Origin of the sequence: Terriglobus roseus DSM 18391, from assembly GCF_000265425.1 — a bacterium.
In the GTDB taxonomy this organism is placed as follows: Bacteria; Acidobacteriota; Terriglobia; order Terriglobales; family Acidobacteriaceae; genus Terriglobus; species Terriglobus roseus.
Genome location: NC_018014.1, coordinates 600,661 through 618,203, shown reverse-complemented (window position 1 = coordinate 618,203; position 17,543 = coordinate 600,661). Strand labels below are relative to the sequence as shown.

Annotated in this window: 18 protein-coding genes and 1 tRNA gene; 7 read left to right on the top strand and 12 right to left on the bottom strand. The window is 61.2% G+C overall.

Annotation, left to right across the window (positions count from 1 at the left end; all coding sequences use genetic code 11):
• Window positions 1–32 precede the first annotated feature (32 nt).
• On the top strand, window positions 33–293 hold the full coding sequence (gene rpmA / locus TERRO_RS02690; RefSeq protein WP_014784461.1) for a 50S ribosomal protein L27: 261 nt from the start codon (window positions 33–35) through the stop codon (window positions 291–293).
• An 82-nt stretch (window positions 294–375) separates the two neighbouring features.
• Here rpmA and TERRO_RS02685 read toward each other — a convergent pair whose 3' ends face one another.
• Entirely contained in the window at window positions 376–744 is a 369-nt protein-coding gene (locus TERRO_RS02685; RefSeq protein ID WP_245536198.1) for a carboxypeptidase-like regulatory domain-containing protein, read from the bottom strand.
• 117 nt (window positions 745–861) lie between these two features.
• A complete protein-coding gene (locus tag TERRO_RS02680; RefSeq protein WP_014784459.1) occupies window positions 862–1,071 on the bottom strand; it encodes a hypothetical protein in 210 nt (69 codons plus the stop codon).
• A 269-nt stretch (window positions 1,072–1,340) separates the two neighbouring features.
• Here TERRO_RS02680 and TERRO_RS02670 point away from each other — a divergent pair, with 269 nt between their 5' ends.
• Both TERRO_RS02670 and TERRO_RS02665 read left to right on the top strand, forming a co-directional pair.
• Complete coding sequence (locus tag TERRO_RS02670) at window positions 1,341–2,213, top strand: rhomboid family intramembrane serine protease (RefSeq protein WP_245536197.1); 873 nt, start codon at window positions 1,341–1,343, stop codon at window positions 2,211–2,213.
• A 141-nt stretch (window positions 2,214–2,354) separates the two neighbouring features.
• Complete coding sequence (locus TERRO_RS02665; RefSeq protein WP_014784457.1) at window positions 2,355–2,747, top strand: LysM peptidoglycan-binding domain-containing protein; 393 nt, start codon at window positions 2,355–2,357, stop codon at window positions 2,745–2,747.
• A 70-nt stretch (window positions 2,748–2,817) separates the two neighbouring features.
• Here the strand turns inward: TERRO_RS02665 and TERRO_RS02660 are convergent, their stop codons facing one another.
• Complete coding sequence (locus TERRO_RS02660) at window positions 2,818–3,897, bottom strand: VWA domain-containing protein (protein ID WP_157178231.1); 1,080 nt, start codon at window positions 3,895–3,897, stop codon at window positions 2,818–2,820.
• On the opposite strand from TERRO_RS02660, the gene TERRO_RS02655 reads away from it, so the two are divergent.
• From TERRO_RS02655 to TERRO_RS02645, 3 genes are all read left to right on the top strand, one after another.
• On the top strand, window positions 3,887–6,031 hold the full coding sequence (locus TERRO_RS02655) for a prolyl oligopeptidase family serine peptidase (protein WP_014784455.1): 2,145 nt from the start codon (window positions 3,887–3,889) through the stop codon (window positions 6,029–6,031). The genes TERRO_RS02660 and TERRO_RS02655 overlap by 11 nt on opposite strands.
• A 147-nt stretch (window positions 6,032–6,178) precedes the next feature.
• Complete coding sequence (locus TERRO_RS02650) at window positions 6,179–6,922, top strand: SRPBCC family protein (protein ID WP_014784454.1); 744 nt, start codon at window positions 6,179–6,181, stop codon at window positions 6,920–6,922.
• 69 nt (window positions 6,923–6,991) lie between these two features.
• A complete protein-coding gene (locus TERRO_RS02645; protein WP_014784453.1) occupies window positions 6,992–8,200 on the top strand; it encodes a zinc-dependent alcohol dehydrogenase in 1,209 nt (402 codons plus the stop codon).
• A 48-nt stretch (window positions 8,201–8,248) separates the two neighbouring features.
• On the opposite strand, the gene TERRO_RS02640 is transcribed toward TERRO_RS02645, so the two are convergent.
• From TERRO_RS02640 to TERRO_RS02600, 9 genes are all read right to left on the bottom strand, one after another.
• Window positions 8,249–8,971, bottom strand: coding sequence for a class I SAM-dependent methyltransferase (locus tag TERRO_RS02640; RefSeq protein ID WP_014784452.1), 723 nt, complete (start codon window positions 8,969–8,971; stop codon window positions 8,249–8,251).
• 172 nt (window positions 8,972–9,143) lie between these two features.
• The gene (gene rplI / locus TERRO_RS02635) at window positions 9,144–9,689 is read right to left on the bottom strand and encodes a 50S ribosomal protein L9 (protein ID WP_014784451.1); all 546 of its coding nucleotides are present in this window, start codon (window positions 9,687–9,689) and stop codon (window positions 9,144–9,146) included.
• 63 nt (window positions 9,690–9,752) lie between these two features.
• Complete coding sequence (gene rpsR / locus TERRO_RS02630) at window positions 9,753–10,100, bottom strand: 30S ribosomal protein S18 (RefSeq protein ID WP_014784450.1); 348 nt, start codon at window positions 10,098–10,100, stop codon at window positions 9,753–9,755.
• A 153-nt stretch (window positions 10,101–10,253) separates the two neighbouring features.
• The gene (rpsF, locus tag TERRO_RS02625; RefSeq protein ID WP_014784449.1) at window positions 10,254–10,733 is read right to left on the bottom strand and encodes a 30S ribosomal protein S6; all 480 of its coding nucleotides are present in this window, start codon (window positions 10,731–10,733) and stop codon (window positions 10,254–10,256) included.
• A 130-nt stretch (window positions 10,734–10,863) separates the two neighbouring features.
• The gene (gene pth, locus TERRO_RS02620) at window positions 10,864–11,457 is read right to left on the bottom strand and encodes an aminoacyl-tRNA hydrolase (protein WP_041592898.1); all 594 of its coding nucleotides are present in this window, start codon (window positions 11,455–11,457) and stop codon (window positions 10,864–10,866) included.
• Between the two features lie 102 nt (window positions 11,458–11,559).
• On the bottom strand, window positions 11,560–12,231 hold the full coding sequence (locus tag TERRO_RS02615) for a 50S ribosomal protein L25 (RefSeq protein WP_014784447.1): 672 nt from the start codon (window positions 12,229–12,231) through the stop codon (window positions 11,560–11,562).
• A 107-nt stretch (window positions 12,232–12,338) separates the two neighbouring features.
• On the bottom strand, window positions 12,339–13,436 hold the full coding sequence (locus tag TERRO_RS02610; protein ID WP_014784446.1) for a ribose-phosphate diphosphokinase: 1,098 nt from the start codon (window positions 13,434–13,436) through the stop codon (window positions 12,339–12,341).
• Window positions 13,437–13,568: 132 nt separating this feature from the next.
• Window positions 13,569–13,642 (bottom strand) — tRNA-Gln (locus TERRO_RS02605).
• A gap of 112 nt (window positions 13,643–13,754) precedes the next feature.
• Window positions 13,755–14,795, bottom strand: a complete 1,041-nt coding sequence (locus tag TERRO_RS02600; protein ID WP_014784445.1) for a 4-(cytidine 5'-diphospho)-2-C-methyl-D-erythritol kinase — start codon at window positions 14,793–14,795, stop codon at window positions 13,755–13,757.
• Window positions 14,796–14,995: 200 nt separating this feature from the next.
• On the opposite strand from TERRO_RS02600, the gene TERRO_RS02595 reads away from it, so the two are divergent.
• Entirely contained in the window at window positions 14,996–17,398 is a 2,403-nt protein-coding gene (locus TERRO_RS02595; RefSeq protein WP_014784444.1) for a carbohydrate binding family 9 domain-containing protein, read from the top strand.
• Window positions 17,399–17,543: the final 145 nt, after the last annotated feature.

Below are 17,543 nucleotides of genomic sequence, written 5' to 3'. Positions count from 1 at the left end.
GACGAGATCCGACCCCGCAACGAGGCAATGTAATGGCACATAAAAAAGGTGGCGGTTCTTCTTCCAACGGTCGTGACTCCAACGCGCAGCGTCTGGGCGTGAAGAAGTTTGCAGGCGAAGTGGTCACAGGCGGCAGCATCATCGTGCGTCAGCGTGGAACACCGCTGAAGCCGGGCCTGAACGTCGGCCGTGGCAAGGACGACACCCTGTTCGCCAAGATTGGCGGACGCGTGCAGTTCATCGACCGTGGCAACCACGGCCGCTTCGTAGCGATCGACCCGGTCGTCGCGTAACGCTCCAATCTCTCCAGCAATTTGAAAAGGCCCTGCTCGCGCAGGGCCTTTCTGTTTCTGCAACCGATCTCGAAAGCCGAAACTAGTTCGGCATCTTCAACGAGATTTCCATCGCGTTCTTGTTATCGAACGAACTCAGCGTCTTCACGGCGCTCTTCTCACCGTTCAGATCCGCCCACACCTCATAGTCGGTGCCGGTCGAAAGCTGGCCGAACTTAAACTGGCCGTCGTCAGCCGTGATGTAGCTGCGCTGCGACAGGGACTTCGTGTCCTTCAGGTGCACCACAGCACCCTTCACCTTGGCTCCGCCCTTGCTCGTCACGTCTCCCGTGACGGAACGGAAGGTAGCGGCCTGTCCAGCGGCATGCGCGGGGTGCAGGAGAAGCGTGGCGGGCACCAGCAGAGCGGTTACAGTTAGTGCGGTGCGGAGTGTACGGAGCAAGCGCTTCATGGTCATCACTGTAGGATGCCGGTGCGATGCACCTGCAACCTATCCTCTCCCAATACAGACACGAAGAATGCCGCACAGTCGCGCACAAGTCACGACAGCGCGACATCCGTGCCGCATCTAGTCTTCTTCGTCGTCGGTCGCTTCACGGCCGTAGTCGTCGTCTTCGTCGTCGTAGCCTTCGGAATCGACGGGGACAATCTGCAGCGGTTCGGTGGAGATGATGTCAAACTCCGATCCGCACTCGTCGCAGGTGATGGTTTCCCCTTCTTCGACTTCGTCCGGGTCAATGTCGAGTGGGTTATCGCACTCTGGGCAAGTCACTGCCATGGATCGCTCCCTCTTGTGTGGTTCCTGGTTATTGTTCGCCGGGCTTAATCGCCCAGGCCATAGATTCTACGATGTCGCCAACCCGTGCAAGTCGCACGTGCGATAGGCGCCTATCTGTCGTTGTGGAGACGCGCCGCAATGCGTGTGGGTTGTTTAGCCCCTGGGACGCAAACCCGGAGAATTCGAGTACACGCCGAATTTTGATACCGCACCACAACAGAAGTTCCATCTCGGCGCGCATTGGTCTCAGCACGCCGCGCTGTGGTGAAATGAAGAGGATGCCCATCGGACGCGGTCCAGTTACGCTCTCCCTGCCTGCCTTCCGCGGCGCCGTCCGCCAGCTGGTGCTCTTGCTGGTGGGTGCGTTCTTCGGCATCGCCCTGCTCAACTTCATCTCGGCGAATTTCGCCTCCACGATCGTCGGCCTCATGATCCTGATGCCCTCGGCCGTCCTCGGGCACCTGCGCATCTGGGAGCTGGTCACCTACGCCTTCCTGAACATCGGCATCCTCAACACCGCCTTCTCACTGCTGACCCTTTGGTTTACAGGATCCATGCTGGAGGAAAGCCGCGGCTCGCGCTGGTTTACGGAGCTCTTCTACACCTCCGTCGTCGGTGGTGCGCTCATCGCAACGCTGCTGGCCGGCCTGCCGATGTTGACCGGTGGACACATCAGCTTCTTCGGCATCCGCCCGGGCGTCGCTCTGGTCGCGGCCGGCATCTCGTCGCCGCTCTTTGGCGTGCTGGTGGCCTTCGCACTACTCTTTGGCGATGTCGAGTTCCTGCTCTTCTTCGTCCTGCGCATCAAGGCCAAGTACATGGTCATCCTGGGAGCCCTCTTGTATGTCGCGACACTGCTGCGCGAGAGGGACAGTTTCGCCGCGCTCCTCGCGCTCTCCTGCGGCCTGGCGGGGTTCCTGTACGTCAAGCTGGCGCACCGTCGCGGCATGAGCGCCACAGCCGCTGAGCGCTACTACGGCCTGCGCAACGACTACATCCGCTGGAAGCGCCGCCGCGCCGCACGCAAGTTTGAGGTCTACATGCGCAAGCAGGATCGCATCGTGAAGTTCGACGATGAGGGCCGCTACATCGCACCGGAAGACGAAGTCCGCAAGCCCAACGACCGCAAGTGGATGAACTAGGCACTTCGTGCCGTTCTCGACACACTTCGCGTGTGTCCGCTGCATGAGACCCGCGCCATAGCAAAGGCCCAGGCGTAAGCCACACAAGAGGCATTCGCAGCGTCAGCGTTCCGCATCCAAAGCCATCAGGAGAACAACACCATGGCTGATCTCGCAACACTGCAGCAGAAGTACGAACCCGTCCTGAAGGCAATCGACCGTTTCTCGCCGGAAGGCGCTGCGCTGCAGGATGTATCGCTTGAAGGCGACAAGCTGCACGTCAAGGCAACGCTGCCCTCGCAGGTATGCCTGAACTTCGTCTGGGACCAGATCAAGAAGGTCGACGCTACCTACGCGGACCTGCACCACGAACTGGTGAACACCGGCGGCGACACGCAGCCCTACACCGTCAAGCCGGGCGACATGCTCAGCAAGGTCGCGCAGCACTTCTACGGCGACGGCAACCTCTATCCGCTGATCGTGAAGGCCAACTCACTCGCGAACCCGGATGCATTGAAGGCCGGCGAAAAGCTCACGATCCCTGTGAAGAGCTAGGCCTAGCCCGGATTGTTATCCCGGAGTGGAAGGGTCTCCAGTCGCCTTCCGCTGCCGGGATCACAGACCACTACTTCACATCGGGCGGCGGAGCATCCCCCGCATAATAGTTCCGCCTCGCCCGAATGTCCGCCTCAGGATACTCAGGCACCGTCACCCGGATCTCATGCAGCCCACTCTCCGCACCACGCGGAATCGGGAAGCTAAGCAGATAGTAGTTATGCACGCGATTCGTCAGCTTGCCTAAGCTGTCATCGAAGCCCGCGCGGTTGTTGAAGTGAAAGTAATCTCCGCCAGACTCTTCCGCGATGGCCTTCGCCGTGTTCTTACGCATCCCCTGCACCGCCATGATCAAGGAACCGATCGGACCGCGACCGCCGGAAAAGTGTTTCAGGTCGCTCATCGTCTCGTTCGTACCGGGTGAATAAGCGACCGCATCCACCACGGTGTTACTGCGTCCCAGTTGCGCAATCAGATCCTTCTCCTTCACAGACGATCCGTGATCGCGCGCCTCCCCCACCAGCAACACAGCGTGACGGTTATGAGTATCCCGATTCTCCAGGATCGAGCTCGCGTAACTGACGGCATCACGCGTTGCAGCCTCGTCATCCTCGCATGGCCCCATCTGCGCCATCGCACTCGCAACCTTGGCCATCGAGCGTGTGAAGGGCTGCACCAGCTCCGGGTGTGCGCCGTAGCGGATCAGCGCGACCTCATGCGGCCCGCCGCCCACCAGCGACTCCACCAGCGTTGGCAATCCCTGCAGCTTCTCGTACTCCATCATCGCCATGCGCGAGCACTGAACAGCCACCACCAGCGACAGTCCGAAACCCTCGGCATCCTCGTCCAGCGTGACGGGCTGCGGCACACCGTTGTCCAGGATGCGGAACTTGTCGGCCTTCAGGCCATAGACGATCTGCCCCTTGATGCTGACCGTCGCTGGCACCAGCACGATCTTTGCGCCGGCCTGCAGCGTGTACGTCTGCTGCGCGGGATCCTGAGTCGTAGGCGCAGCATCCTGCGTGGGAGACGCAGCATCCTGCGTGGGAGACGCAGCACCGGCTGCAGGCGGAGTCGCCGGCGTCTGTGCGAATGCAGCGGCGCCGAGCGCCAGGAACAACACAGTCACGATCTTTCTCATGGCCATCATCCCCATCATTCTCTCCCAAACCTCCGCTGCGCCTGGGGCGACACCCTCGTTAGACTTACAACAGCAGCAAAGGAGCACCGCCATACTTCCCTACCCAAAGCCGCACACCGTTGAGCAGGTTGACGAATACTTCGGCACACAGGTCGCCGATCCGTACCGTTGGATGGAAGACATCGATGCTCCTGAGACGAAGGCGTGGATCGACGCCGAGAACCGCGTCACCGCCAGCTACTTTGAGCCGCTGACCTTTCGCGCGCCACTGCTGGAACGGCTGGAAGCGCTGACCAACTACGAGCGCTTCTCAGCACCCTCGCGCTACGGCACGCGGTACGTCTACGCACACAACAGCGGCCTGCAGAACCAGTCCGTGATCTATTGGACGGAGGGTCTCACTGGCACACCGCAGGTCCTCGTCGATCCCAACACACTCGCCACCGACGGCACCGTCGCACTCGCAGGTATGAGCATCACCGACGACGGCCGCCTGGCCGCACTCGCCTTCGCCGACGCCGGCAGCGACTGGAAGAAGATCATCGTGCGCGATGTGACAACCGGCGCCGACTTACCCGATGTTATCCAGTGGACGAAGTTCAGTTCCCCCGCATGGCTCTTAGATGGAACAGGCTTCTACTACAGCGGCTACGATGCTCCGCCCGAGGGCGACGCCCTGAAGGCGTTGAACCACTTCGCAAAAATCTTCTTTCACAAGCTGGGCACGCCGCAGAGCGAAGACGTCCTCGTCTTCGAACGTGCCGACGATCCCGAGATCTTTCTGCACGCCGGCGTCACCGATGACGGACGCTATCTCATCCTCTCGCAGCACAAGGGCACCAGCCCGAATAACTCGCTCGCCTTCCTGGACCTCGCAGACGCCCACGCCCAGGTCCAGCGCGTGATTGATGTCGCGGACGCAGCTTACTCACCCATCGGCAATGATGGCACGCACTTCTGGCTCTACACCACGCTCGATGCGCCGAACGGCAAGGTCATCACCATCGACCTCGGCGCGCCCGCTCGCGAGCATTGGAAGACCGTCATCGCAGAGAGCACCTCCACGCTGGAAGGTGTATCACTGGTGCACCACAAACTGATCGCGAGTTATCTGAAGGACGCGCGTTCGCAGGTGGAAGTCCACGCAGAAGACGGCACACACTTACAGACACTCGCGCTGCCCGGTGTAGGATCCGCCGGCGGCTTCGGTGGTCGCCGCGAGGACACCGAAACCTTCTACACCTTCACCAACTTCACAACACCCGGCGTCATCTACCGGCTTGACCTGGAGACGATGACCTCCGCGCCCTACCGTGAGCCGAAGTTACTCTTCGATCCTGCAGCATTCACGACCGAGCAGGTCTTCGTGACGTCGAACGACGGCACACAAATCCCGCTCTTCCTGACCTACAGGCGCGACTTGGTGCGCGACGGCAGTAACCCGGCGCTGCTCTACGCCTACGGTGGTTTTAACGTCTCACTTACGCCTGCATTCTCTCCGACGAACATCGCCTGGCTCGAGCGCGGCGGCATCTACGCGCAGGCCTGTCTGCGTGGCGGCGGCGAGTACGGCGAGGCATGGCACGAGGCCGGCACACGCACGAAGAAACAAAATGTCTTCGACGACTTCATCGCCTGCGCGGAGTGGCTGATCGCCGAACGCTACACCTCCACACCAAAGCTCGCCATTCAGGGCGGATCGAACGGCGGCCTGCTCGTCGGCGCCATGCTCACGCAGCGGCCAGACTTGTTCCGCGCAGCGAATGCGGCGGTAGGCGTCATGGACATGCTGCGCTTCGATAAGTTCACCGTGGGCTGGGGATGGAAGCAGGACTACGGCGCGCCCAGCGAAGACGAAGCAGAGTTCCGCGCCATCTACGCCTACTCGCCATTGCACAACCTGCACGCAGGCACCAGCTATCCCGCAACGCTGATCACCACCGCCGACCACGATGACCGCGTCTACCCAGCGCACAGCTTCAAGTTCGCAGCAGCCATGCAAGCCGCACAGGCAGGCGACGCTCCGGTGCTCATCCGTGTAGAGACACGCGCAGGCCACGGCGGAGGCATGCCTGTCCGCAAACGTTTCGAGCTTGCAGCGGACACCTTTGCCTTCTTCCTGCACGAACTCGGTTGCGCCTGACCATCCTGGTGCTGCCACAGGAAACTTGTTGATCTCACCGCACTGTGTGATGTCGGACATGGCGGCGGATGGCCCAGACCGTAGGCCACTCGCCGTCCGCATCGCCCGTCTATTGGGACTGCAGGTACGCCTGCGGGAGATTGACAGATGGCAGACATGGAACAGGTGAAGTTTCCGCGGCAGGGCAGTGACTATACCCCGCTGCCGCGCAGCAAGCAGGACGGCCGCGTCGTCGCACACGCAGTGCAGACGATCAACGCGACGCCGCACGAGGTCTACCAGGTCTACAGTCGCGGTGAGTTGCTGCCCACCTGGCAGGAGGGAGTCATCTCCGTCACGGCCACCGGCGACAACACCTTCCACTGGCTCATCGAAGATCCCGGCACGCGCAAGCAGATGGAGTTCGACTCGGAAGTTCTAGAAGCCGTCCCCGGCGAGCGCCATGTCTCGCGCATCGTGAACGGCCCGCTTGAGAGCACTACCAACACCATCACCTTCGTCGAACACCCCGCAGGCCGCGGCACCATCGTCGCCATGATCAGCGACTTCCGCGTCCCCGGCGGTGTCCTCGCAAACGCCGTAGCAGCCGTCGTCTCACGCAGCCCGGAACAGACCACCATCGAAAACCTTCGCCACCTGAAGGAACTGATCGAAAGCAAAGAGATCCCAACCGTCGAAGGCCAGCCGGCCGGCCCACGCGGCGTCATGGGTAAGTGGAAGCAGTTCCTCATGGGCGAGAACATGCCGACACCCCCGGGCACCAGCGATCGTGCCCGCCCACAGGACATGCCCGAAGAAGCGAGCAGCATCTCTCCCCTGCTGATCGGCGGAGTCGCCGTCGTCGCAGGCGCTGCCGCCTGGTACGGCGTGCGCGCCATGCTGGACGAATAAGTCCCAATCGCAAACGTTAAGAAACCTAACGAATCGAATCAGACGGCGCGCGGCGCCAGGAGCGACACGATGAAGGCAGTTTGCTGGATGGGAACAGGCAAAGTAGAAGTACAAACGGTGGACGACCCGAAGATTCTGAACCCGGGCGACGCCATTCTGCGGATCACACGGACCGCCATATGCGGCAGCGATCTGCACCTCTACGACGGCTACATCCCCACGATGGAATCCGGCGACATCCTCGGACACGAATTCATGGGCATCGTCGAAGAAGTCGGCAGCGAGGTCAAGAAACTGAAGGTTGGCGACCGTGTCGTCGTCCCCTTCACCATCGCCTGCGGCAACTGCTTCAGCTGCAAGAAGGACCTCTGGTCGCTCTGCGATAACAGCAACCCCAACGCCCATGTCGCCGAAGCAATGTACGGCTACGGCGGATCGGCGCTCTTCGGCTATTCGCACATCTACGGTGGTTACGCCGGTGGCCAGGCACAGTACGTTCGCGTGCCCTTCGCAGACGTTGGACCGATCAAGATCGAGAGCGGCATTGAAGATGAAAAAGTACTCTTCCTCTCCGACATCTATCCCACCGGCTACCAGGGCGCAGAGAACGCAAACATCCAGCCCGGCGACAACGTCGCCATCTGGGGCGCTGGTCCCGTAGGCCTTTTTGCAGCAGCCAGCGCGTACATGCTGGGTGCAGGCAACGTCTTCGTCATCGATCGCTTCCCCGAGCGCCTCGCCCTCGCTCGCGACTACTGTGGCGCCACCGTCATCGACTACAGCGACGGCAAGAGCATCGTCGAAGCTCTGCGCGATCTCACAGGCGGCATCGGTCCCGATAGCTGCATCGACGCAGTGGGCATGGAAGCGCACGGCACCGACGTGTCCGCCATGTACGACAAGGTCGAGCAAGGCTTGATGCTCGAAACCGATCGTCCCACCGCACTGCGGCAGATCCTGCAGAGCGTACGAAAGGGCGGCACCGTCTCCATCCCCGGTGTCTACGGCGGAGCGCTCAACAAACTCAACTTCGGCGCAGCCTTCGGCAAGGGCATCACCATGAAGATGGGCCAGACCAACATGCACAAGTACCTCAAGCCACTCCTCGAGCGCGTCGAGCAGGGCCAGATCGATCCCAGCTTCATGATCTCGCACCGCATCGGCATCAACGACGTGCCGGACATGTACAAAATCTGGCGCGACAAGAAAGACCGCGTAACAAAGATCGTCATCGATCCCTTCCGCGAAACCGGCATCGAGAAGCTGCACGTTGCATAACTAGCTCAACAGCAGAAAGGCCCGGCTCAGTGCCGGGCCTTTCTGTGTCTATACCTTCAACCGCCAGATACCGCAGTCCTCATATCCAGTCGTCACATACAAACCATCCGCGTCATGTTCGATGATCGCCTTATCCGCCGCGCGATCCTCATGCGAGTGATGAATCCGGCCACGCCACAACTCCTGAAACTGCGGATGCTCCTCCTGCATCAATCGACGCTGTTCATCATTGACATACAGGATGTCCAGGTCCTGCGGCCGCGTGCGGAACTGCTCCTTCAGCCGATCCAGCAGCCGATCCATCAGCACAATGTCGAACGGGTTGAAGAGGAACAGCAGGCAAGGCCCCGCAGGCATGCGCAATCGCATCGCATCGCCCTCTTCCAGACGCATATGCGGCCCTTCATGCGACGCCTGCCACCGTTCCAGATTGGTTCGCGTAGCCGCAGCCAACGCAGGATGCAATTCCACACCAACGATGCGCCGAAACGGATACTCCGCCGCCAGCAGCATCGCACGCCCCTTCCCCGCACCGATATCGACAAACGCCGTGCGATCCACCGGATGCACCGCCAGCGGCAACCAGCGATCCATCAGCTTGCGAAACAGCGAAGGCGCAACACCGTGATACGCGGTGATATGGCGGTCATGGCGATGACCGGTCGCCAGGTCTTCGCCAGGGATCAGCGAACCTGTATCCGTACCGTGCAGTTGATCGAAGGGATGGACCGGCGCTGGTCCGCGGCGTTGACGTCGGCGTGCGGGAATCATGCGTAACGCGAGTCTATCGGATCGCTCGCCGTAACATCCGATCGCGCCGGTGGAGACCCGTGATCAGACGTAAGGTTTTCGTCCGAATCCGGAACAACCGGTCACCGGGATTGGTGAAGAAAAAGGGCGCCGCTCTCGCGACGCCCTTCGTTAAATCGCTTGCGCAAAAGTACTAGTCGCGCTCGCGTTCGTTCTCGTAGTCGCCGCGGCCGCGTACTGCGCCCTCGTCGGCATTTGCAGCGGCTGCTGCGTGTGCTCCCGGAACGTAGTTGGGATCATCGCTCTTCACGGTGACCTTGACGTGCGCGGACACTTCGCGGAACAGCTTGACCGGCACGTGGAACTCGCCGATTGCCTTCAGCGGCTCGTCCAGTGCGATCTTGCGGCGGTCGATCTCATAGCCCTGCTTGGCCAGCTCTGCCGCGATGTCCTGCGACGTAACCGAACCGAACAGAACGTCGTTCGCGCCCACCTTACGCTCAAAGGTGACCTCAACATTGCTCAGCTTCTCAGCCTGCTCCGTTGCAGCGGTCTTGTCCTTTACAGCCTTGCGGACTGCGGACTCCTTCATCTGCACGATGACAGCCTTGTTGGCAACGGTGGCTTCAATCGCCAGACGCTGCGGCAGCAGGTAGTTGCGGCCGTAGCCGGTCGCAACCTTAACGACGTCGCCGCGGTGACCCAGCTTCTCGACGTCTTCCTTCAGAATGACTTCCATGTTCTATCTCCAGTTTCGCCTGCGCGGCGAAGAATCTTTCCAGGGCTCTAAGCCCTGAAGGGCTTAGTACTTCGCGGCGAAGGGCAGCAGGGCGATGTTGCGCGACTGCTTGATAGCCTGCGACAGCTGACGCTGGTGCGTGGTGCAGACACCGGTCAAACGGCGCGGCGTGATCTTGCCACGCTCGGCCACAAAGCCCTGAAGCAGACGGACGTCGCGGTAGCTGATCGCATCGATCTTCTCAACGCAGAACTTGCAGACCTTCTTGCGACGGAAGAACTTACGGCCGCCAGGGCCGCCCGACGGACGCGGAGGACGCGGGCCGGAGTTGTTGCCCTGATAGCCGCCGCCGGTGCTGGGTGCCGCCGGTGCGGAAGGAGTGGTGCTCGGGGTGCTGGTTTCGTCAGCCATGTTGCCTGATCCTTTCGAGTGGTTCGGCGAAGTCTTGCTCCGGGATTGCATCGAATCCCATGGTCATCTGGAAGCAGACCCTCGCGGGTGCGGATTTCTTGTAAGCCGGCACGCTGCCGCACTTACACAACGTCGTAATTCGACTCAGTCGATTTACGCGGTGACGGGAGCGGCTTCCGGCTCGGTAGCAGCAACCGGCTCGGCTGCAGCAACGGGCTCAGCAGCTACGGGCTCAGCAGCAACCGGTGCGGGTGCAGGCGGTGCAACAGGAGCGGGTGCCTGCTGTGCAGAGACCTTGACCTTCTTGTCGCGCAGTGCCTTCACCTTGGCCAGGCGCTTGTTCTCTTCGTCCGTGCGGACGGTGATGAACTTGATCACCTGTTCCGTAACACGCAGGCGGCGCTCCAGCTCAGCGATCAGCGGACCGTCAGCGGATACGTGCAGCAGGATGTAGATACCGTCCTGGAACTTGCGGACGATGTAAGCCAGGCGGCGACGGCCGAGCTTCTCGATGTTGGTCACTTCGCCACCACCGTTGGTCACAACGGTGTTGAAGCCTTCGATCAGCTTCTCGAGATCGGCCTCTTCGAGGTCCGGACGAACGATGTACATCACTTCATAAGTACGGTTCATGTGTTTCTCTTTCTGCGGGCTCTCGCTCGCACCCTCGCATTGGAAGGTTTGGAAGATACAGTTTCTGTTACTGGTTTCTCGCTTTTCGATTCGTGGTGCACAACGGAACTAGAAACTATGAAACCAAAAACTACGAAACATCTTTCCGGTTGAACTGGTTCATCGCCACTGCAATGCCCTGCCCCACCACCACCTCAACCGCTTTCGTTACGCGATCGAGTACTTCATCCAGCACCGCGAGTTCGGTCTTGCGCAGCGGGGTCAGTAAGTAATCCTTACCACCCGCCTTGATCTCGCGGCCGTCCGGCAGTGCTGGTTTCCCGACACCAATCCGGACGCGAATCCAATCTTCCGTTCCAAGCACCCCGGTGATCGACTTCACACCGTTGTGCCCGTTGCTGCTGCCATTCGGCCGCAACCGAAACTCGCCGAGGGGGAAGGCCAGTTCGTCATACAGCACGATCAGGTCCCGCTTTGGATCGAGTTCGTATTCCTGAACCAGCGGCGCAACCGACAGTCCGCTCAGGTTCATAAAAGTCTCAGGCTTCACCAGCAGGCACTCTTCGCCCGCGATGACCACCTTGCCGGTAAGTGCCCGGCTGCGGCGGTTTGCCACAACCGCACCGCGATCCTCCGCGATACGGTCGATAGCAAGAAAGCCCGCGTTATGCGGTGTGAAGGTGTACTCCGGGCCAGGGTTTCCAAGGCCGACGATCAGCTTCACGGTCGCTACGCTCCCAATGTTTCCTCGTCTCCGGTTCGGGTTCCCAGTGTCTGCGGGCGAGCCCACAAGAAACTGGAAACCAGAAACCAGAAACTCAATCATTTACTTCTTCGCAGGTGCAGCAGGAGCAGCAGCAGCTTCCGGCTTGCCCTTACCCTTGGTTACTTCGGGTTCGGCAACGACAGGAGCAGCGACAACTTCCTCTTCCTTGATGATGGTCACGTGTGCAACCAGTGCCGTCTCTTCCGCGAGGAACTTGACCGAACCGGTGTGCGGCAGGTCCGAAACGTGGATCGCGCCGTGCAGCTCCAGGTTCGTAACATCGATGTCGATGTGCGAAGGGATATCGCCCGGGAAGCACTCGACTTCGATCTCACGCAGAACCTGATCCAGGACGCCGCCACCCATCTTCACGCCGACCGGGATACCGCTCAGCATGACCGGCACGGAGACCTTCATCGTCTTGTCCATCGCGATGCGCTTCAGATCGATGTGCAGCAGCTTGCCCTTGATCGGCTCATACTGCCAGTCCACGATCATGGCCTTCGCGCCTGCACCGTTCTCAATGTTCAGATCGAAAATCGTGTTGTGGCCCGACTCCGAGTGAAGGATCTTCAGGATCGACTTCGGATCGACCGTGATCGCCTGCGACTCAATGCCTGCGCCGTAAATCACTGCGGGGATCAGACCGGAGACGCGAACGCGACGTGCTGCGTTCTTGTTGAACTTACCGCTGCGGAGTGTTGCCTTGACTGCTTCTGTGGTGTTTGCCATGTTGTCCTTTCGGGCACGAAGTTTCGCTTCGCTCCCTTTGCGGCGGTTGGGCCGCGGGTTATTGATTCACTCACATCGGGCGACGACTGCTTACCCGACAACTTCACTTAGGAGAAGAGCGAACTTACACTCGTCTCCATGTGGATGCTTTCAATTGCGCGGCCCAGAAGGCCGGCAACGGAGAGCACCTTGATCTTGTCCAGCGCCGCGGCCTCAGGCTGCAGCGGGATGGTATTTGTAACAACCAGCTCCTTCAATGGGCTGGCGGCAATGCGCTCGATCGCCGGACCGGAGAGCACAGCGTGCGAAGCGCAGGCATACACATCGGTCGCACCGTTCTTGAGCAACGCCTCTGCCGTCTTGGTCAGCGTTCCAGCCGTATCGACAATGTCGTCGAGGATGATGCAGGTACGGTCCTTCACATCGCCAATCACGTGCATCACTTCGGTGACATTGATATCCGTGCGGCGCTTGTCGACGATCGCCAGTGGCACGCCGAGCTTCTGCGCAAAGAAGCGTGCACGCTCCACGCCGCCCGCATCCGGACTCACAACCGTCAGGTTCGGCAGGTTCAGATCGCGGAAGTAGCCGACCAGCACAGGCGATGCGAACAGGTGATCCACCGGGATATTAAAGAAACCCTGGATCTGTGCCGCGTGTAGATCGACCAGCAGTGCTCGGTTCGCGCCGGCGGCCTGCAGCAGGTCTGCAACCAGCTTCGACGTAATGGCAACGCGCGGACGATCTTTACGGTCCTGGCGGGCGTAGCCATAGTACGGAATAACGACGGTAATACGTCCGGCAGAGGCGCGCTTCAGCGCGTCGATCATGATCAGCAGCTCCATGATGTGCCGATCAACCGGAAAGCTTGTGGGCTGCACGAGGAACACATCGGCGCCGCGAACATTCTCCAGCAACTGGAAGTGGATCTCACCGTCCGAAAACGCGATCAGCTTCGTCTGACCAAGCGGCACACCCAGGAACTGGCAGACCTCTTCGGCAAGCGCGCGATTCGCGGAACCGCAGAAGATCTTGAAACGGCGATCGTCCGCCAGGCGGCTGGATCGCTTGCCCGCAGGTGCAGCAGCGGGCTGCTTGACACGATCGGTAGCGGTCAACTGCGCGCGGTCCGATGTGGCAACGGTAACGGTCTGATTTTCGGGAGTGGTGGGAGCGACGGGTGCCATCGTGTTTTGAGCGGTCATGCGGTGCGAGCCTCCAAGCCGGTTAGCGTTGGTTGGGTTCTGCCGGATTGTCCTGTCTCTGCTCCCTTCCTCGACGAACCCACAGGATTACCTGCGGGCCTCTTCGCCACGTGGGGGAACGTCGACGCATCATGGCTGGGCGACTAGGATTCGAACCTAGACAAAGTGCTTCAAAGGCACTGGACCTACCATTAGTCGATCGCCCAAAGATCATTCCGGGTCGTTCACCCGGAAGAGCTCTGCCGCAACCAGTGTACTAAGGACACAGCTGCAGCCCGCGGCCAATTTTCGTTTTCGCAACCGGCATGTGCCAGTTCCCTAAACGAAGAGACCGCCCCAGTACGCCTTGCGCGATAGCGTGGTCGTCACAAACGACCGCACACCCAACGCCTGCGCGCGTGCCTGGGCCGCTTCAGCGGCAGCAGTTGATCCATAAAGACCAAACAAGGAAGACCCGGAACCCGAAAGAGATGCCGTAAAGGCACGCTCCTCCCGCGGAAGGACCTCATCGCCCTGTAGGGCATGCAGAATGTCTCGCAAAAAGGGATGCTGCGAAAAGACGACCTCTTGAAAGTCGTTTTCCATCCCGGTACGGACAAGCGCAGGAAGAGGATTCCCGGCCAGGCTCCCAGATTCGTGCGGGACAGAATCCCCTGCATCGAGTGCCCCGGAAGCACCGGAGGCGCCGATCTCGCTCGCCGGACCCGTTGGGGCAAAGGCTGACGCGTAGACGCGGCTCAACTCATCAAGTCTACCCTGCGCGGCCTGCGGGGTCAATGAACTCACCCGCTCGTCCCACGCGCGAAACGCCAGCGGCGTCGACGATCCCACACCCGGCGCCACCACCACGCATGGCGTCTCCGGGATATCCGGATAAGGCATCACCAGCTCGCCCCGGTTATGCCCATAGACCGTCCCTCCCACCAGGAACAGCGGCACATCCGACCCAATCCGCTCCGCCAGCGCAAACCGCTGCGCTCCCGGCAGCGCAATACCCAACTGCCGCTCCAGACCCAGCAGCGCCGCCGCAGCATTCGCAGACCCCGCGCCCAGCCCGCCCTGCATCGGCAGATGTTTCCGCAGAAAGATCTTCACGTGCGCCGTCACATCCATCGCCTGTAACGCAGCTTCCACAATCCGATAGACCGTGTTCCGCCCGTCCACCGGCACCCGGGGATCGCTGCACTGCAGATGGATCTCCGTCATCCGAGCGCGCTCCGCCTCCACCGTCAGCTCATCGAACAGCCCGATCGTCTGGTAAAGCGTGTGCAGATGATGGAATCCGTCCGCGCGCGGCGGCCCAATCCTCAAACCCAGGTTGATCTTCGCAAACGAGCGAACAGCAGTGACAGTCGGCATACCCCTCTGAGTCTAAAGCGACTGCGTTTCCAGCGACGACACGCCCAAAAGCGGCACCGCTGCGCAACTTGACGTTACCTTTTGAATACCTCGTAACCGTTTTCCTCCGTCGCCATGCCTACGCTGAAGACACAAGCCGAAACCCGGAAGAAATCGGGATCAGACCGCCTGCGGTTTGCGTATTGGCCGGCAGACGTCCCATGAAGCTCATCCCCTGTACCCACGCCCGCACCGCGGTGTCGCGCCTCCGACTCGTCGCGGCCGCTCTTGCCCTGCTGTGCCTCCCCGCCTTCACCCACGCGCAGGACGCCGCAAAGTCCCAGACCGGTGCCGCCGCCGGCCGCACGCCCACCTCACCACGCCAGGCGCATGGCGCAAATCTAACGGCCAACGTCCCCAAACTCGATCGCGATGCCTCGCTCAACGACTTCGACGGCATGGAACCCTCCGCCTGGGTGAAAGAGCACATGACCCGCGTCGGCAACTTCATCCAGAACAGCCCCATCGACAACGCCCAGCCCACAGAACGCACCGACGTCTGGCTCGGCCGCACCGCCACCACCTTCTTCGCAATCTTCGTCTGTTACGACCACCACCCCGAGACCATCCGGGGCCACCTCGCCCGCCGCGAGAACATCGACGCAGACGACTCCGTCGGCATCCTCCTCGACCCCCTGGAAGACCGTCGCCGCGGCGTCCTCTTCCAGGTCAATCCCGCAGGCGTGCAGGAAGATTCCAACTGGGTCGAGCCCGGCAATACCGACAACAGCTACGACCAGGTCTGGGACAGCGCCGCACGCCGCACCTCCAAGGGCTGGCTCGCCATGATCGCCATCCCCTTCCGCAGCCTCCGCTCCCGCGCCAATGCACCCGAGTGGGGCGTGGTCCTGCGCCGCGACCTGCCACGCAACAGCGAAACCGACTACTGGCCGCGCGTCACCCAATCCATCAGCGGAACGCTCACGCAGGAAGGCGCGCTCCTCGGCATGCAGGGCGCCAGCTCTCACAACATCCAGCTCAACCCCTACGGCATCGCCCACCGCATCAAGGAACTCAACACCGACGACGCCAACAACCCCTACTTCAGCAATCGCAACCTCAGCGGCACCGCCGGCGGCGACATCAAGGCCGTCGTCAAAGACACCATCGTCCTCGACGGCACCATCAATCCTGACTTCAGCCAGATCGAAAGCGACCAGCCGCAGTTCCGCGTCAATCAGCGCTATGCCCTCTACTACCCCGAGCTGCGGCCCTTCTTCCTCGAGAACAGCAGCTACTTCGACGCGCCCATCACCCTGCTCTACACCCGCACCATCGGCAACCCCGAGTTCGGCGCACGCGCCACCGGCAAGATCGGCCACACCAACGTCGGCTTCCTCGCCATTGACGATCGCGATCCCGGCACCTTCGTCGCACAGGACGATCCCCTCTTCCACAGGCGAGCCGTAACCGTCGCAGCACGCGTCTCACAAGACCTCGGCAGCCAGTCCAGCCTCGGAGCCATGTACGTCCAACGCACGCTCGCCGGCAAAGCCAACCGAGTCGGCGGCATCGACTTCCGCTGGCAGATGGGCCATCACTGGTCCCTCACCGGCATGGCCGTCGCCAGCAGCACCCACCAGCAGGACGGCACCTACTCCGCCGGCCCGGCCGAGCGCATGCAGATCATGCGCCTCGGACACAGCTTCTTCTTCCAATCCAACTACCGCGACTTCAGCCAGGGCTTCGAAACAGACCCCGGCTTCGTCTCCATCCCGCAGGTCCGGCAGTCCAGCACCCAGGCTAACTATCAGTGGTATCCCACATCCCCATGGGCCAAGCGCTTCGGCCTGCAAACCTACGGTGTCGAGACGAATCTCCGCGTCGCCTTCAACCGCAGCGGCCAGCGAGTCTTCCACTACACCAGTGACGATTTCTTCGTCGCGTTTGCGCACAACACCGTCTTCGCGCCCATCTTCAACGGCAACAGCGACACCCTCGGCCCCAACGACTTCGCAGCCCTCACCCGCCGCACCAACTTCGCCGAAAACAAGATCGGCTTCGTCTTCAGGTCCGCGCCCCTGCCGCAGTTCTCCGTCAACCTGCAGGCCTTCCACGGCGCCACTGTCAACTACAACCCCGTAGGCACAGCGCCGCCCACACTGCTCACCGACGACACCGTGAACGCAACCCTCACCCTGCAACCCATCAGCTCGCTTACCGTCGACAACATCTACCTGCTCGACCGCGCACTCGACGCGCAAAGCCACGTCCACGTCTACGAAAGCCAGACCTTCCGCACCAAGATCAACTACCAGTTCACCCGGTCCTTCAGCCTGCGCGCCATCGTCCAGTACGACTCCGTAGGCCGCAACCCGCTCGTCAGCTCCCTCGAACGCACCAAGCAGGTCGGCACGCAGGTACTCTTCACCTGGCTGCCCCACCCCGGCACAGCCATCTACGCGGGCTACAACAGCGACCTGCAAAACCTCAGCCGCGCCCTCTGCACACGACTCCCCAACGGCCGCTGCGATACCGACCAGACCATCATGCCGCGCGCACCCCAATACCTGAACGACGGCCGCGAATTCTTCGTAAAGGCAAGCTACCTGCTGCGCTTCTAATCGGCGCACAACTCTCCGCGAAGCCCATCCTCCCGCAGCGAAGAGATTCTCACCCTTAAACCTTGTCATCCCGCAGCAAAGCGGAGGGATCTGCATGTCTGCTGGCCCACCCCAACCGATGTCAGGGGGCAAACATGCAACAGTG

What these genes read in the sequence shown, in the direction of transcription:
- rplI (WP_014784451.1), bottom strand. Translation starts at nt 9,689, where the DNA reads ATGGAAGTCATTCTGAAGGAAGACGTCGAGAAGCTGGGTCACCGCGGC.
- TERRO_RS02645 (WP_014784453.1), top strand. Translation starts at nt 6,992, where the DNA reads ATGAAGGCAGTTTGCTGGATGGGAACAGGCAAAGTAGAAGTACAAACG.
- TERRO_RS02595 (WP_014784444.1), top strand. Translation starts at nt 14,996, where the DNA reads ATGAAGCTCATCCCCTGTACCCACGCCCGCACCGCGGTGTCGCGCCTC.
- TERRO_RS02600 (WP_014784445.1), bottom strand. Translation starts at nt 14,795, where the DNA reads ATGCCGACTGTCACTGCTGTTCGCTCGTTTGCGAAGATCAACCTGGGT.
- rpsF (WP_014784449.1), bottom strand. Translation starts at nt 10,733, where the DNA reads ATGAACCGTACTTATGAAGTGATGTACATCGTTCGTCCGGACCTCGAA.
- TERRO_RS02680 (WP_014784459.1), bottom strand. Translation starts at nt 1,071, where the DNA reads ATGGCAGTGACTTGCCCAGAGTGCGATAACCCACTCGACATTGACCCG.
- TERRO_RS02685 (WP_245536198.1), bottom strand. Translation starts at nt 744, where the DNA reads ATGAAGCGCTTGCTCCGTACACTCCGCACCGCACTAACTGTAACCGCT.
- rpmA (WP_014784461.1), top strand. Translation starts at nt 33, where the DNA reads ATGGCACATAAAAAAGGTGGCGGTTCTTCTTCCAACGGTCGTGACTCC.
- TERRO_RS02650 (WP_014784454.1), top strand. Translation starts at nt 6,179, where the DNA reads ATGGCAGACATGGAACAGGTGAAGTTTCCGCGGCAGGGCAGTGACTAT.
- TERRO_RS02655 (WP_014784455.1), top strand. Translation starts at nt 3,887, where the DNA reads ATGGCCATCATCCCCATCATTCTCTCCCAAACCTCCGCTGCGCCTGGG.
- TERRO_RS02660 (WP_157178231.1), bottom strand. Translation starts at nt 3,897, where the DNA reads ATGATGGCCATGAGAAAGATCGTGACTGTGTTGTTCCTGGCGCTCGGC.
- TERRO_RS02640 (WP_014784452.1), bottom strand. Translation starts at nt 8,971, where the DNA reads ATGATTCCCGCACGCCGACGTCAACGCCGCGGACCAGCGCCGGTCCAT.
- TERRO_RS02670 (WP_245536197.1), top strand. Translation starts at nt 1,341, where the DNA reads ATGAAGAGGATGCCCATCGGACGCGGTCCAGTTACGCTCTCCCTGCCT.
- TERRO_RS02610 (WP_014784446.1), bottom strand. Translation starts at nt 13,436, where the DNA reads ATGACCGCTCAAAACACGATGGCACCCGTCGCTCCCACCACTCCCGAA.
- TERRO_RS02665 (WP_014784457.1), top strand. Translation starts at nt 2,355, where the DNA reads ATGGCTGATCTCGCAACACTGCAGCAGAAGTACGAACCCGTCCTGAAG.
- TERRO_RS02615 (WP_014784447.1), bottom strand. Translation starts at nt 12,231, where the DNA reads ATGGCAAACACCACAGAAGCAGTCAAGGCAACACTCCGCAGCGGTAAG.
- rpsR (WP_014784450.1), bottom strand. Translation starts at nt 10,100, where the DNA reads ATGGCTGACGAAACCAGCACCCCGAGCACCACTCCTTCCGCACCGGCG.